Source organism: Nonomuraea sp. NPDC049421, assembly GCF_040677005.1.
In the GTDB taxonomy this organism is placed as follows: domain Bacteria; phylum Actinomycetota; class Actinomycetes; order Streptosporangiales; family Streptosporangiaceae; genus Nonomuraea; species Nonomuraea salmonea.
In genome coordinates, this window is the sequence record NZ_JBFAQA010000027.1 from 83,242 (window position 1) to 96,122 (window position 12,881).

Below are 12,881 nucleotides of genomic sequence, written 5' to 3' on the forward strand. Positions count from 1 at the left end.
CCGGGATGCGGGAGCGAGGCAGGCCGTCCGGGGTTCTGCTCGCCGTGTCCGGCGTCAACGCACTGGTCGCCGCGTTCACCGGGTTGGTGGGCAACGTCGTCACCGGCGAGAAGCTGCCGTTCGGCCTGGAGGCGTTCAGGGACTGGGCGCCTAACCTGCTGCTTGCGGGGCTGGCGCTGGTCGTCGTGATGGCGTTGCTGCAGGCCATGGTCGGCGATCGGCAATCGAACGAGCCGGAGGCGCCCGAGGAGGGCGGTTCGCGGGCCTGGTTGTGGGCGGTGGCCGCGGCGGGCGCGCTCGCGGCGGGGCTGGTGGCGGCGCGGGCCGCGGGATGGGTGCCGGGGGAGTGGCAGGCCGCCTCGCTCGTGGGTGCGGCGGTGGCCGGCACCGCGACGGGCGGCATTGTCGGGGGCCGTTACGTATGGTGGCGCCGGCGGCTCAAGCCGCTGCCCGAGGCGCTGCGCGGCCTGCTCGAACGCCAGCGCCAGGAGGCGGCCTCGCGCCACCACTACGACTACGCGCTCGGCAGCGCGCCGCCCTTGCTGGAGATCTACGTCGAGCAGCGCGCCGACCACCTGCCGACCGCCCTTCCCGTGGCCAGGGCGGGAGCGATGACGCTGGCCGAGATGCTCGCTGCCGGACGTCACGCGCTCGTCGTCGCCGACCCGGGCGTCGGAAAGTCCACGGCGGTGGCCAGGGTGCTCCAGGAGCAGGCCGCGTGGTGGCTGGCCGCCCGGCGTTCCGCCAGGCCGGAGCGCGCCCCGTACGGACCTTCCATACCGATCTCCCTGCCCGCGGACCTGCGAGGCCGCTCGACCCTCCCGGACGCGATGGCCGCGGAGTGCGGCGGGCTCGGAGCGCGTTGGTTCAAGGCGCCGCCGCCCGGGGCGCGGTCGTGGCTGGTGCTGATCGACGGGCTCGACCAGATCCTCGTCACCCGTGAGCGGCGCGCCGTACTCGAACGACTCGGGCAGTGGATCGCACGAGCTCCCGACCACTACCGCTTCATGATCACCACGCGGCCGTTGCTCGGCAGCGAGGTCGGCCTGCTCAGCGCGCCCATCGACGGGTACGCGCTGCAGCGTTTCAGCGAGCAGGGCCTGCGTACCTTCGCGGAGCGGTGGGCCGCCTACCGCGGCTCGCGCCATGTGCCGGGCATCGAACGGCCGGTCACCGTGGAGAGGTTCCTCACTGGTGTGGCGGCGTCCAAGCTCACGACCCTGGTCAGGACGCCGCTCATCGCCACGATCACCGCTCTGCTGCTGGAGTGGAGCCAGGAGACGGCGTTGCCGACCGGCCGCGCCGGACTCTACGACACCTACGTCCAGCACCTGTTCGGGGCACGGCGGCTGGACGAGGCGGTCTCCGGCACCGTGTTCACCGCCGGTCAGGAGGGGGAGCGAGCCTGGACCTGGCTGCGCGAGAACCTCAGAACGATCCTCGAGCACGTCGCCGACCGCCACCTGTCTCCCGGCACGCCGCCGGTGGTCGAGTGCGCCGTGGAGTGCATCCTGGAGCAGGCGCCGAAGGGAATGTTCTACGCCGTGGCCGGCTGGAAGGCGGCGCTGCCCCCGCTGCTCACCGCCACCAGCTTGATCACGCTTCGCGACGGTGCCCTCGCCTTCATCCACCCGAGCTTCGCCGAATACCTCGCGGCCGGTCCCCGCGCCGACTCCTTCGACCTCGAGACGTGGCTGGCCGACGCGCGCGGCCCCGACAGCCGGTCGCTGGCCCTGTTCGTGCTCGCCCGGCTGGCCGAACGCCGGCCAGGAACGGCCACCGCGGACTCGCTGGTGGAGCTGCTCCTCGAGCGCGGCGGCGCCGACGTCAACATCGCCGGCGCGATCGTCGCCGACGGCATCGGCGTGCGCCAGGAGCTGCGTCGCCGCGTGACCGGCGAGCTTTTCCAGCGGCTCAGGCAGGAGGACCAGACCACCGCAGAGGCGGTACGCGTCCTCGCCGACCTCACCACCGACCCCGACGTCATGGACCGGCTGGCGGCGTTCGTCACCGACCAGGACAACCCGGACTGGGTGCGGGCGGACGTCGCCGAGGCGCTGTGCGGGGTCGCCCGCACGACCGGCGTACGGCTGCTGCGCCACGTGCTCGGCGCCACCGGCGACGCCGGCCTGCGCCACCGCATCCTGGTCCTGCTCATCGGCTACGGCGAGGCCACCGACGCCGAACGCGCCCGCGCCGCCGGCGACGCGCTCGTCTTCCCCGACGGCGACACCTCAGGCGACCGGGCCGGCGAGTGGTACCGTCAGGTCGCCGGCAGCCCGAACAGCATGCCCCGCCACCGCCTGTACGCGCTCGTCATGCTCGCCTACCGCCGCGAGTCCGGCTGGGAGGCGGGCCTGGTCGAGGCCATCGAGCACGCGGAGCTCACCCCGCAGGAACGCCTCGACGCGGCCCGCGCGGTCGCACAGATCGGCGACGGCACGGACGAGCCGGAGATCGTGACCCGGCTGCGCGCGGTCGCCGCCGACGAGGAGCGGCCGTTGGACATCAGGGTGCCGCTGCTGGCCGCGCTGGCCACCGAACAGGACGAACCGGCGCGTCACCAGCTCAACCGGGTCGCCGCCACCTTCGGCGCAGGGTTCAGGACCAGGTACCCGTTCGTTGCAGCCCTGCAGGAAGAGGTGGGGGCCCGCACGTCGGAGCGGGATCCGACAGCGGGGGCAGTACCCATGCGGCGTCTCCACGGGTTGCCCATCAGATCCGACCGGATACCGGAGCCCAGTACGCACTTCTCCGGTCGCGATACTCTCCTGTCGCTGATGGGACAGCGCTTCGCGGAAGGTGCGTCTGCGCAGGTGCTACATGGGTGGGGTGGCGCCGGCAAGACCGAGATAGCGATCGAGTACTGCTACCGTCACCATGGCGACTACGACGTCGTCTGGTGGGTCCCCGCCGATGAGCCTGAGCTCATCCCGGCGCGCATCGCTGCTCTGGCGCCGGGGCTCGGGTTGCCGCCTGCGGAGGTCGCCGGCGTGGCGGGTGCCGCGGACGCCGTTCTCGGCGCGCTCCGCGACGGCACCCCGTTCCAGCGCTGGCTACTGGTCTACGACAACGTCGGCGATCCGAAAGATCTCGAAGGTCTCGTCCCGGAAGGGCCTGGCCACGTGCTGGTGACGTCGCGACGCAGTGACTGGGGGCCGCGTTTCGAACGCATGGAGTGCCTCACCTTTGACCGGACGGAGAGCGTCGCCTTCCTCACCCGAGTGGTGGGTGCGCATCTTGACGCGGAGGAGGCCGACGAACTCGCCGACGAACTCGGGGATCTTCCCCTCGCCTTGCGGCACGCGGCGTCCCTCATGGCCACGACCGGTATGCAGATTAGGGAATACCTGACGTTGCTGAGGGAACCGACGGTCCATCCCCTTAGGCATGACGCCTCTGTTCCCGCGTCGATGAGAGTGGCGTGGACGATGTCCGTGGACGCACTCCGGCGGGACGATCCTGACGCGGTCGAACTGCTGCGTGTGCTGGCGTTCTTCGGGCCCGAACCCGTGCCGCGTGATCTCTTCTCCACACCTGTCATCCGGCCTGTCGCCCTGCTGGAGAACCTGCGCCACAACCCGATCAGGTTGAGCCACGCGGTGCGCGCGCTTCTTCGCTACGCGCTCATCACATACGACCCCGGTTACCGGACAATTCAGGTGCATCGCCTCATTCAGTCCATGATGCGTGATCTGGAGCCGGAGGAGGAGCAGGAGCGCATCCGTGAGCAGGCGCGGCTGCTGGTGGCCTCCTACGTCAGGGAGGACCCTTACGATCCGACCGCGTGGAAGAAGTACGGAAGTGTCGCCGACCACCTAGAGGCGCTCTCTGTGGAGGAGAGCACGGATGCTGATGTGCGGGATCTGGCTCTTCGTCGCGCGAACCACCTCTCCGCAGCCGGAGACTACGCAGGTGCTCGATCGCTGGCTGAGCGACTCGTCGAGACGTGGACCGCCGTGTCCAGCCCGGCGGACCCGCACGTGATGCGGGCGCGGCTCCTGCTGACCGGAGCCTCGCGAAGGGCTGGAGTGCAGTCGAGCACCTACGAGCTCGACCTTGAGCTGCTCACCTTCCTGGAAGATCAGGAGAGCGGGCGGCATCCCCTCATGCCACTGGCCGTCCGCGGCGTTGCTGCGGCGTTGCGGGCCCGAGGCGATTTCGAGGAAGCCGAGTCGATGACTGTGAAAGCGCTGGCGCAGGCCCGGGGAACACACGGGGACGACCACCCGCTGACGGTGCTCGTCCGGTGCGACACGGCACTGAGCGTCTGCCTGACCGGTGACTACGAGCAGGCGCTGCGATTCAGCGAGGAGACGTTCACCGCCGCGTCCAGGCTGGACGGGCACGTAGGGCTGCGGATGAAGGCATGGGAGGTGATGGCGTGCTGCCTTCGGTCGAACGGCCGCCCTCTGGAGGCCCGCGACACGGCCGAGGAAGTGTTTCAATACAGCACTGAGGTGCTCGGTTTCGACCATCCGCGGACGTTGCGGGCGGGCCGGGAGTTCGCCATCGGTCTGCGGCAGGTGGGTGAGTTCGACAGCGCGGAGGATCTCGCCTTGAGGGTGCACGCGACCCACCTGCGCAGTTATGGATCCCGCCATCCCGAGACCATCGCCGCGCTCATCGCCCTCTCCCACGTGCGGAGGTCCGAGATGAGTTTGGCGAAAGAGGTGGTGGCCGGTTACGCCGAGACGCTCGGGGCGGAGCATCCGTTCTATTACGCCGCCATGGGGAACCTGGCGCTCCGGCACCGTTACCGCAGACTTCCCGCGGCGGCCAGGAGTGTGGATGAAAGAGCCCTGGCCGGGCTCGTCACGCGGCTTGGCCGTGATCACCCGTACGCGTTGGCGGTCGCCGTCAATCTGGCCTCCGACCTGGCAGAGTCCGGCGATATCGAGGCGGCGTCGCAGCTCGGTACGGACACCGAGGAACGGCTGCGTCGCGTTCTCGGTCCGGCGCATCCCACAACGCTGGCCTGTGGGGCGAACCTTCGCCTTGATCGCGCACGTACGGCGTCACGGAATGAACGGAAGGTCCTGCTCGAGGAGACCTTCCGGTTGTATGCCGACACTCTAGGAGTGGATCATCCGGACGCTGGTCGCGCGGCCAGGAACGAGCGTGTGGACGTGGAGTTCGACCCGCTCCCGCTCTGAGCTCGCTTGAAGGCCGAGGCAGGGAGCGCCCCGGCTGCTTCCCCACAGCCGGGGCGCTCCTTGCGGGGTGGGCAATCGATCCCTCTTGCCGTATACCCAGCTTGCCCTAATTCTATGCTTATGTCCGTTTTGTCCTGAGGGGTGCGGACTGCTCGCGCGAATCTCGGGCAGGTGCTCAAACATGAGTCAACAGGACGAAGCCGCCCCCCTGCCCCCGGCTGTCGGCCAGGTGAACGGGGAGAGTGACACCATCGCCCAGCGGGCCGGTGTGGAGGTCAGGGAGACCCGCCGCCCCATCCCGGCCGAGCCCGTCGAACCTCCGCCCGATCCCGAGCAGAAGCTCGAAGAGGAGCGGCGGGAGGCGGCGGCCGACGACGCCGAGGAGCCTCGGGCCGACGCGGAGCCCACTGACTAGTCGTCCGCACCGGCCTTCACGCCGTGAGCGCAGGAAGCGCTGTGTGGTCGGGTAGGGTCGTCGCCCTGATCGGCGGAGAGGGGCGGCGTATGCGGGTGGCGATGGCCAGCGTCGGGAAGCGGGTCGGCCGCATCAACGAGGACTTCGTCGGGGTCCTGCCGGAGGCGGCGGTGCTGGTGGACGGGGCCGGCATTCCCGGTGGTGAGGTGACGTGCCAGCATGGTGTGGCCTGGTACGCCACCCATCTGGGCGGCAGCCTGCTCGGCCTGCTGCCGCAAGACCGCGACCTGGCCGACCTGCTCGCCGAGGCCATCACGCACGTCACCGACGATCACCGCGACACCTGCGCCGTCACCGACCCCATCAGCCCGTCGGCGGCGGTGGCCGTGCTGCGGCTGTCCGGCGACCGCGCCGATTACCTGGTGCTGGGCGACGCCACCATTGTGATCGACCATTCGGAGGAGGGCGCGCCGGTCGTCGTCACCGATCGCCGGGAGGTGGTGATCAGCGGCAGGTACGAGCCCGCGCTGAAGGCCGCGGACCCGGGCTCGGACGACTACCGTCGCATCCTGGGTGAGCTGCGTTCGCACCGGAACCGGCCGGGCGGCTTCTGGGTGGCCAAGGACGACCCGTACGCGGCCCGCGAGGCGATAACGGGCACCGTCCCCGGCCCGGCCTCCGCCGCCGCCCTGCTCAGCAACGGCGCCTCCCGCATCGTGGACCGGTTCGGGCTGGCGGACTGGCCCGAGCTCATGGCCGAGCTGGCGCGGAAAGGCCCCGCCGACGTCATCCGCCGCGTCCGGGAGGCGGAGGAACGTGAAGCGGTCCCACCGGACGACGCCACCATCGCCCACTGCACCTCCCTCGCCCGGCCTGCCTGACCTCTGCCCACCTCCCGCTGCGCCCGTGTCTCATGCGCGCCCTCAGGAGTAGTGCTGGATGACGGAGGACGCTCAGTCGTACGCCTCTGCGCACGTCGCCGATGAGAGCACTCGGGTCGGCTCCCCGGACGGCGGGTCCGTACCAGGACCTGTTGTCGGTGGTGACGACGGCGCTGAGCGGAGGAGCGGCGGGGCTGTCTCCGACGCGCCCGCGTCCGCGCGCTTCTATGCGGAGTTGTTCGCGATGAAGCCGAGTTTCGAGACCCCCGGCTTCATCGCGTTCGACCTCGCGGGCGGGGTGCGGTTCGCCGTGGGGAACAGGGAGGCGGAGCGTGCCGTCGCGTCGCGTACCAGTGAGCTGTGCCTCGCGCTGGACGGCGGCCGCGAGCAGATCGACCGCCTGTTCCAGGAGTGGCAGGGCAAGGGGGTCACCCTCGTGGAGGAACCGCACGACGAGCCGTCCGGGCGTACGTTCGTCGTCACCGATCCCGATGGCAACCTGATCCGCGTGGCGCCCATGGACTGACCCGCCGCTAGCCGAGCAGGCCCTCGATCAGGTCGGCGGCGCGCTGGGTGCCTCCCTCGGCACGCGCCTCGGCCTTCAGCACGCGAAGGCGGCGGGCCACGTCCGAGTCCGTGACGAGGGCCAGGAGGGCGGTGCGCAACGCGTCAGGGGTGGCGGCGTCGGTGTCGATGCGGTGGGCGACGCCCAGCTCCACCAGGCGGTCGGCGTTCATGAACTGCTCGGCGCCCTGCGGCACCGCGATCATCGGCACGCCGGCCGCCAGACCCTCGCTGCTCCCGCCCATCCCGGCGTGCGTGACGAAGGCGTCCGCCTCGGCGAGGATCGCCCGCTGCGGCACCCAGGAGTGCACGTCGACGTTCGCGGGGATGGGGCCCAGCTCGCTCACCTCGGTGTGGCGGCCGATCTGCAGGACCACGTGCCAGCCGGGCAGGTCGCCGAAGGCGGCCAGGCAGGAGCGGTAGAACTCGGGGCGGTGGTTGTAGGCGGTGCCGAGGGAGATGAGCAGGACCCGTTCGGCATCGACCGGACGGGTCCAGCGGTCCTCGGCGGGGCCGTAGCAGGGGCCGACGAACGTCACCCGGTCGCCGTCCACCCGTTCGGCGTTCGGCTGCATGGCCCGGGGGATCAGGGCCAGCACGCGGTCGGGGAGGCCGGAGAAGGCGTCCACATCGGTGGTGGTCGCCCCGCACTCGGCCAGCCACCGCCCGAACCGCTCCTGGTAGGCGTCGGCGCCCGGCAGCCGCCGCAGGTGGACGGCGACGTCCTCCTCGTAGCCCTGCCAGGCCACGAAGGTCGGCGAGAGCTGCAGCAGGGGACGGCCCTGCGCCTCGGCGAGCGCGCGGGCGGCGTACGCGCCGATGTCGTACAGGTAGAGGTCGGCGGGATCCTGGGCGTACGCCGCGCGCAGTTGCGGGAGCGACTGGACGGCGTCGTCGAGGAAGAGGCTCGCGGCGGCGATGGGGTCGTCGGGCCAGGAGTTCCCGGCGAACGGCAGCACCGACGTGCACGGCACCGGCTCCGCCCCCACCCCCTTGACCAGGTCGGCGCGGGCCGGGTCGGTGGCGTACGTCACCCGGTGCCCACGGGCCACCAGCTCGCGGATGACCTCCAAGCCGGGCAGGACGTGGCTGACGATCGGGACGTTCACCATCGCGATGTGCGTCATGACGGGCTCCCGGAGGGCGCGGCGGCCTCGAGGCCGGCGACCGTGCCGGACATGATCGTGCGGACGTGCCGGGTGATGTGCTCGGCCGGCCAGTCCCACCACGCGACGGCCAGCAGCCGGGCGACGTCATCGGCGTCGTAGCGGGTACGGATGAGCCGCGCCGGGTTGCCGCCGACGATGCCGTAGTCGGGGACGTCGGAGGTGACCACGGAGCCGGCGCCGATGATCGCGCCGTGCCCGATCCGTACGCCGGGCAGCACCGTCGACCCATGCCCGAACCACACGTCGTTCCCCACCACCGTGTCACCCCGGCCGGGCAGGCCGGTGAGCAGGTCGAAGTGGTCGGCCCACGAGCCGCCCAGGGTGGGGAAGGGGAAGGTGGAGGGGCCGTCCATGCGGTGGTTGGCGCCGTTCATGATGAACCGCGTCCCCGTGCCCAGCGCGCAGAACTTCCCGATGATCAGCTTTTCCGGCCCGTAGTGGTAGAGCACGTTGCGGGTCTCGAACGCGGTCGGGTCGTCCGGATCATCATAGTACGAGTAAGCCCCCACCTCGATCAGCGGCGACGTGACCAGCGGCCTGAGCTGCACCACCCGCGGCTGTCCCGGCATGGGGTGCAGCACGTCGGGATCGGCAGGCACCAGGGAATTCATGGGTGTTCCTCGCAAACGGAGCTCTTAATGCGACAGTTGCTACATTAAGATGCTGTCATGGCCCCGCCGGATCAGCAACCCGACACCCCTCGCCGCCGCCCGGGTGGCCGCACGAGCCGCATCCGTACGCAGGTCATCGACGCCGTACGCGCCGAGCTGGCCGAACGCGGCTACGACGAGCTGACCATCGACGGCGTCGCGGCCCGCGCCGGCGTCCACCGCGCCACCGTCTACCGGCGCTGGCGCGACGTCGGCGGGCTGCTCGCCGACGTCTTCGCGGCGGCGGGCGACGACGACTGGCAGCCGCCCGACACCGGCTCGCTGGAGGGCGACCTGACCGCGCTCAACCAGGAGAGCCAGGACTCGATGACCGCGCAGCCGCCGCTCGTCATGGCCCTGTTCGCCGCCTCGTTCCGGTCGGAGGAGGCGGCGCGCGGGGTGCGGCGGCTCTGGGAGGACCGCTACACCCGCTGCGAGGCCATCGTCCGCCGGGCCGCCGAGCGCGGTGAGCTGCCGGAGGGCACGGACGCGCGCCGGCTGCTGGTCGCGGCGACCGCGCCGGTCTACCACCACCTGGTGCTCCTGCGCACTGAGCCCGACCCCGCCCTGCCCGCCGACGCCGCCAGGACCGCGGTGCTGGCCGCCCGCGCCGGCGCCTTCGTCACGAGCTGATCGGCACGGCGGCGTACGCCGGGATCGTGCCGAGAAAGGAACCGTCGGCGACCGGCAGGGCGTACCAGAGGTAGTAGGGCGGCAGCGCGCGCACGGTGAAGCGCTGCGGGCAGCCGTCGGGGTTGGTGCACCGCAAGGGCGTCTGCTCCGACGCGCAGGCGGCGAGGGTGTCGAGCGCGACCGGGTACAGGCGCGGGTCGGCGTTGATCAGGAAGCCCGCCACGTCGATGTCAGGCCGGTCCGGCTCCCTGATGCTGCACCGGGTGCACTGCAGGAGTGGCACGGTCCAGAACGCGTCCGCGAACACCTCGTCCCGCGCCAGCGGCAGCCGGGTGGGGCGCAGCTCGCGCAGGGCCGCCGTGCTCTCCGGGGCCATGAGGTCGGGATGACTGTTCGCGAAATATCGGGCCAGGCGATCGCGTGCCGTCGTGTCGAGCGCCGCCACGTACTTCTCGGGCGCCGGCCCGGCGCTCCCGCTCGCCGGGTCGTAGGCCACCAGCGTGCCGGGCCGGCCGAAGTACGGCAGGCAGACCAGCTCGCCCTGGGTGAACCACGACTGGAGATAGTGCGGCGTGTCGACGATCCACGTCTCGCGGGCGTCCTTGACGACGTCGCTGATGACGGCGAGGACGTTCCAGCGGATCAACGCCGGCAGCACGGCCTCCGGGTGCGCCAGCTGCCCGGCGTCGAACATCTTCACCCGCTGCCCGCGACCGCCGTGGTGATCGCCCTTCTCCAGCGCGGCCCGCAACGCCTGCGCGGCCTTGTCGTCGAGGCCCCGGTAGCTGATGAAGACGTCGGCGGGCTCCGCGCGCGCACCCGCCCTCATGCCGGCCGCGCCGCGCACCCGCTGCAGGAACGACGGCCGCCCGCGCCCGGCCAGCTCCCGCACCTGGGCCGCCACCCAGGTGGCGATCTCCTCGGCACTGCGGCGGCCCGGGTAGAGGGCGGCCCCGCCGGGCCGGGCGGGTGAGACGTTCAGCGGCAGGTACGACCGCGACACCGCGAGCACCTTGTCCTGCCGCCACGGATACGCCATCGCGGTGTAGCGGTGCGCCGCCGAGTCGGGGGTGAGGTCGAGCACCACGGCGTCGGCGGCGACCATCGACGTGGCCACCGCGAACGGCTGCGTACTCGTCACCTCCCGCACGTCCACGCCGTGCAGCCGCCCCCGGATCAGCTCGGCCATGGCGGCGCCCTCGTCGTCAAGGGTGGGGAACACGTCGACCCGCATCGCACCCGCCTCCGTTCCGGTCACGTGGCGACGGTCTCTTGAGCACATGGTCGCCGATATGACGTCGTTTCGCACGAGAATGCGGCGCATTATGTCCGACAAATGTCCGGCCGGTGGCCTGTCCCGTCCTATTTCCGAATGTCATGCTCGGGTCAGCGAAAAGTCAGAAAGGAAGAACGCCGTATGCGACTACTCCGCAGATTGGCGACCACCGCTGTGGCGAGCGCCGCCGTCGTGGCCACGCTGGCCGTGCCCGCCCAGGCCGCCGGCGGGACGAAATACTGCCCTTCGACCAGCGGCGGCGAGCCGTGGTGCACCCTGTACCTCTACCCCACCCGCTTTCCCGGCGGCACCATTTCCATCGACGTCGACGTGAGCGGGACGACGCCCGTTCTTTCCCGCTGGAATCTCTACATCGACGGCGGAAAAGTCTGCTCGGCGGAATTCACGCACAAGGACCCGCCCCGGTCGTGGGTGTGCAATAACGTACGGGCCGGGGTGCCGACCCTTGAGGCGGGACGGGCCATCGGCGCCTGGGCGCGCATCGGGCTTCGCTGGTGAAAGGTCGGATGACGATGCGAACACCGACGAAACTGCTGGCGCTCACCAGTGCCGCTCTCCTGCTCGGCGCGGCGCCGCTCACGGCGGCCCACGCCTCGGCGCCCGCGGTGGCCGCCGCCGACTGCACGATCACCCCGTATGCCGACTGGAGACCGCCCGAGGTGCACGTCTGGTGCCGTACGACCGGCCCCTACAAGGCGATCGCCCTCTGCACGAGCAAGTGGTACAACGACAAATGGTTCGAATCGCCCTGGACCAGCGCGGGCTCGACCGCGCAGGTCGCCTGCCCCCTCACCGACACCCTGACCGGCTGGGGAAAGCAGGGCGGCGGCAGCGCCTGAGATCGCCCACGGCGTCCGGCAACGAGGCGGGCGCCGTGCACGGTCGTCCGGCGCACGTATTCCGGCCATATCCCGCAGGTATACCGAGGCCCTTTACCGTGCTGCGTCAGGCCGGGTAATCGTCCGGCCGGAAAGCGTCATGCACGGTGAAGGAGAATCAGTGCGACCTCTCACGCGACTGCGCGTTGCCACGATGGGCGCGGGTCTCACCGCCACGCTCGGAGCCGGTCTGCTGGTGGCGCCCGCCGCGCAGGCTCTGCCGCCCGACCAGGCCATGGTCTACGTCAAGCGGGTCAAGCCGATCCAGACGGTGACCGCCAGGGTCAGGATCAAGGATCACAAGGGCCGGAACTACCCGATCAAGGTGTCCGTCACCTTCCGCTACATCAACTCGAAGACCGCGCAGATGCGGACCATCGTGCTGCGCGAGAACGGCTTCCCCAAGGGCACCTGCATCTACCCGGACCTCGCCCTGACGACGTCGAGCTGGAAGGCGCTGCGCAACAAGCACGGCATCCTCTGCGACGGCGGGCACAAGGCGTACACGGTCATGAGGACCCTCAAGGTGCGCCAGGCCCGTAACCTCGGGCAGCTCTGGATCCGCACCCCCAACCCGGCCCACCCCGGCTGCTGCGGCGCGCGGACGTACGTGATCCAGTACAACATCGCGGCCAGGTAATACCGGGCATCCGTCCAGAACCGCCTTGCACGACAAAGGAGAACAGGTGCGACCTCTCACGCGACTCCGCGTTTCGACGATCGGAGTGGCTCTCGTCGCCGGCCTCGGTGGCGGTCTGCTGGTGTCACCCGCCGCGCACGCCGCCCCCGACCAGAAGATCAGCTACGTCAAGCGCATCAAGGCGATCCAGTCCGTGGTCACCACGGTCAGCATCAAGGATCACAGGGGCCGGAACTACCCGATCAAGGTGACCGCGACCTGGGCCTACAAGTCGTCCACGTCCGCGCAGCTGCGCAGCATCGTGATCCGCGAGGCCGGCTTCCCGAAGGGCGCCTGCATCTTCCCCGACCTCTTCGTGACGAGCTCGAACTGGGAGGCTCAGCGAGGCCGGTACGGCAAGATCTGCGACGGCGGCAAGAAGGCGTACTCGGTGATGAGGACCCTCAAGGTACGCAGGGGAAGCTTCGGCCAGCTGTGGATCCGCACGCCCAACCCGCCCCACCCCGGCTGCTGCGGCGCACGGCAGTACACCATCCAGTACAACCTCGCCAAGTGAGCGCCCCGGCCCGATAAGGGTTGGAGGACGGCGGCCCGGAGT

Annotated in this window: 12 protein-coding genes; 9 read left to right on the plus strand and 3 right to left on the minus strand. The window is 70.7% G+C overall.

Translation table 11 applies throughout. The features are described from left to right. The first annotated feature begins 5 nt into the window (after positions 1-5). From fxsT to AB0K18_RS36555, 4 genes are all read left to right on the plus strand, one after another. Positions 6-5,156 (plus strand): FxSxx-COOH system tetratricopeptide repeat protein, encoded by a 5,151-nt coding sequence (fxsT, locus tag AB0K18_RS36540; RefSeq protein WP_364923968.1) that lies wholly within the window; start codon positions 6-8, stop codon positions 5,154-5,156. A gap of 181 nt (positions 5,157-5,337) precedes the next feature. Further along, positions 5,338-5,571 (plus strand): hypothetical protein, encoded by a 234-nt coding sequence (locus AB0K18_RS36545; protein WP_364563614.1) that lies wholly within the window; start codon positions 5,338-5,340, stop codon positions 5,569-5,571. Positions 5,572-5,672: 101 nt separating this feature from the next. After that, positions 5,673-6,452, plus strand: a complete 780-nt coding sequence (locus tag AB0K18_RS36550) for an integrase (RefSeq protein WP_364923971.1) — start codon at positions 5,673-5,675, stop codon at positions 6,450-6,452. A gap of 58 nt (positions 6,453-6,510) precedes the next feature. Next, entirely contained in the window at positions 6,511-6,978 is a 468-nt protein-coding gene (locus AB0K18_RS36555; protein ID WP_364923974.1) for a VOC family protein, read from the plus strand. 7 nt (positions 6,979-6,985) lie between these two features. Here the strand turns inward: AB0K18_RS36555 and AB0K18_RS36560 are convergent, their stop codons facing one another. Continuing rightward, on the minus strand, positions 6,986-8,143 hold the full coding sequence (locus tag AB0K18_RS36560; protein WP_364923977.1) for a macrolide family glycosyltransferase: 1,158 nt from the start codon (positions 8,141-8,143) through the stop codon (positions 6,986-6,988). Continuing rightward, positions 8,140-8,796 carry a CatB-related O-acetyltransferase gene (locus AB0K18_RS36565; RefSeq protein ID WP_364923981.1) on the minus strand — a complete coding sequence of 219 codons (657 nt, stop codon included), beginning with the start codon at positions 8,794-8,796 and terminating at the stop codon, positions 8,140-8,142. The genes AB0K18_RS36560 and AB0K18_RS36565 overlap by 4 nt, the downstream gene beginning before the upstream one ends. Before the next feature lie 57 nt (positions 8,797-8,853). Here AB0K18_RS36565 and AB0K18_RS36570 point away from each other — a divergent pair, with 57 nt between their 5' ends. After that, positions 8,854-9,468: a TetR/AcrR family transcriptional regulator gene (locus AB0K18_RS36570; RefSeq protein ID WP_364923984.1), complete on the plus strand. Its 615-nt coding sequence runs from the start codon at positions 8,854-8,856 to the stop codon at positions 9,466-9,468. Here AB0K18_RS36570 and AB0K18_RS36575 read toward each other — a convergent pair. Continuing rightward, positions 9,458-10,726 carry a hypothetical protein gene (locus tag AB0K18_RS36575; protein WP_364923986.1) on the minus strand — a complete coding sequence of 423 codons (1,269 nt, stop codon included), beginning with the start codon at positions 10,724-10,726 and terminating at the stop codon, positions 9,458-9,460. The genes AB0K18_RS36570 and AB0K18_RS36575 overlap by 11 nt on opposite strands. A gap of 159 nt (positions 10,727-10,885) precedes the next feature. On the opposite strand from AB0K18_RS36575, the gene AB0K18_RS36580 reads away from it, so the two are divergent. From AB0K18_RS36580 to AB0K18_RS36595, 4 genes are all read left to right on the plus strand, one after another. Beyond that, on the plus strand, positions 10,886-11,263 hold the full coding sequence (locus tag AB0K18_RS36580; RefSeq protein ID WP_364923989.1) for a hypothetical protein: 378 nt from the start codon (positions 10,886-10,888) through the stop codon (positions 11,261-11,263). 14 nt (positions 11,264-11,277) lie between these two features. Next, positions 11,278-11,604, plus strand: a complete 327-nt coding sequence (locus AB0K18_RS36585; protein ID WP_364923991.1) for a hypothetical protein — start codon at positions 11,278-11,280, stop codon at positions 11,602-11,604. 160 nt (positions 11,605-11,764) lie between these two features. After that, entirely contained in the window at positions 11,765-12,283 is a 519-nt protein-coding gene (locus AB0K18_RS36590; protein ID WP_364923993.1) for a hypothetical protein, read from the plus strand. A gap of 46 nt (positions 12,284-12,329) precedes the next feature. Further along, positions 12,330-12,839 carry a hypothetical protein gene (locus AB0K18_RS36595; RefSeq protein WP_364923996.1) on the plus strand — a complete coding sequence of 170 codons (510 nt, stop codon included), beginning with the start codon at positions 12,330-12,332 and terminating at the stop codon, positions 12,837-12,839. Positions 12,840-12,881 lie beyond the last annotated feature (42 nt).

Bases quoted from the DNA above. Each gene is read 5' to 3' on its own strand.
- AB0K18_RS36560 (WP_364923977.1), bottom strand. From the start codon at position 8,143: ATGACGCACATCGCGATGGTGAACGTCCCGATCGTCAGCCACGTCCTG.
- AB0K18_RS36565 (WP_364923981.1), bottom strand. From the start codon at position 8,796: ATGAATTCCCTGGTGCCTGCCGATCCCGACGTGCTGCACCCCATGCCG.
- AB0K18_RS36585 (WP_364923991.1), top strand. From the start codon at position 11,278: ATGCGAACACCGACGAAACTGCTGGCGCTCACCAGTGCCGCTCTCCTG.
- AB0K18_RS36555 (WP_364923974.1), top strand. From the start codon at position 6,511: ATGACGGAGGACGCTCAGTCGTACGCCTCTGCGCACGTCGCCGATGAG.
- AB0K18_RS36580 (WP_364923989.1), top strand. From the start codon at position 10,886: ATGCGACTACTCCGCAGATTGGCGACCACCGCTGTGGCGAGCGCCGCC.
- AB0K18_RS36550 (WP_364923971.1), top strand. From the start codon at position 5,673: ATGGCCAGCGTCGGGAAGCGGGTCGGCCGCATCAACGAGGACTTCGTC.
- AB0K18_RS36545 (WP_364563614.1), top strand. From the start codon at position 5,338: ATGAGTCAACAGGACGAAGCCGCCCCCCTGCCCCCGGCTGTCGGCCAG.
- AB0K18_RS36570 (WP_364923984.1), top strand. From the start codon at position 8,854: ATGGCCCCGCCGGATCAGCAACCCGACACCCCTCGCCGCCGCCCGGGT.
- fxsT (WP_364923968.1), top strand. From the start codon at position 6: ATGCGGGAGCGAGGCAGGCCGTCCGGGGTTCTGCTCGCCGTGTCCGGC.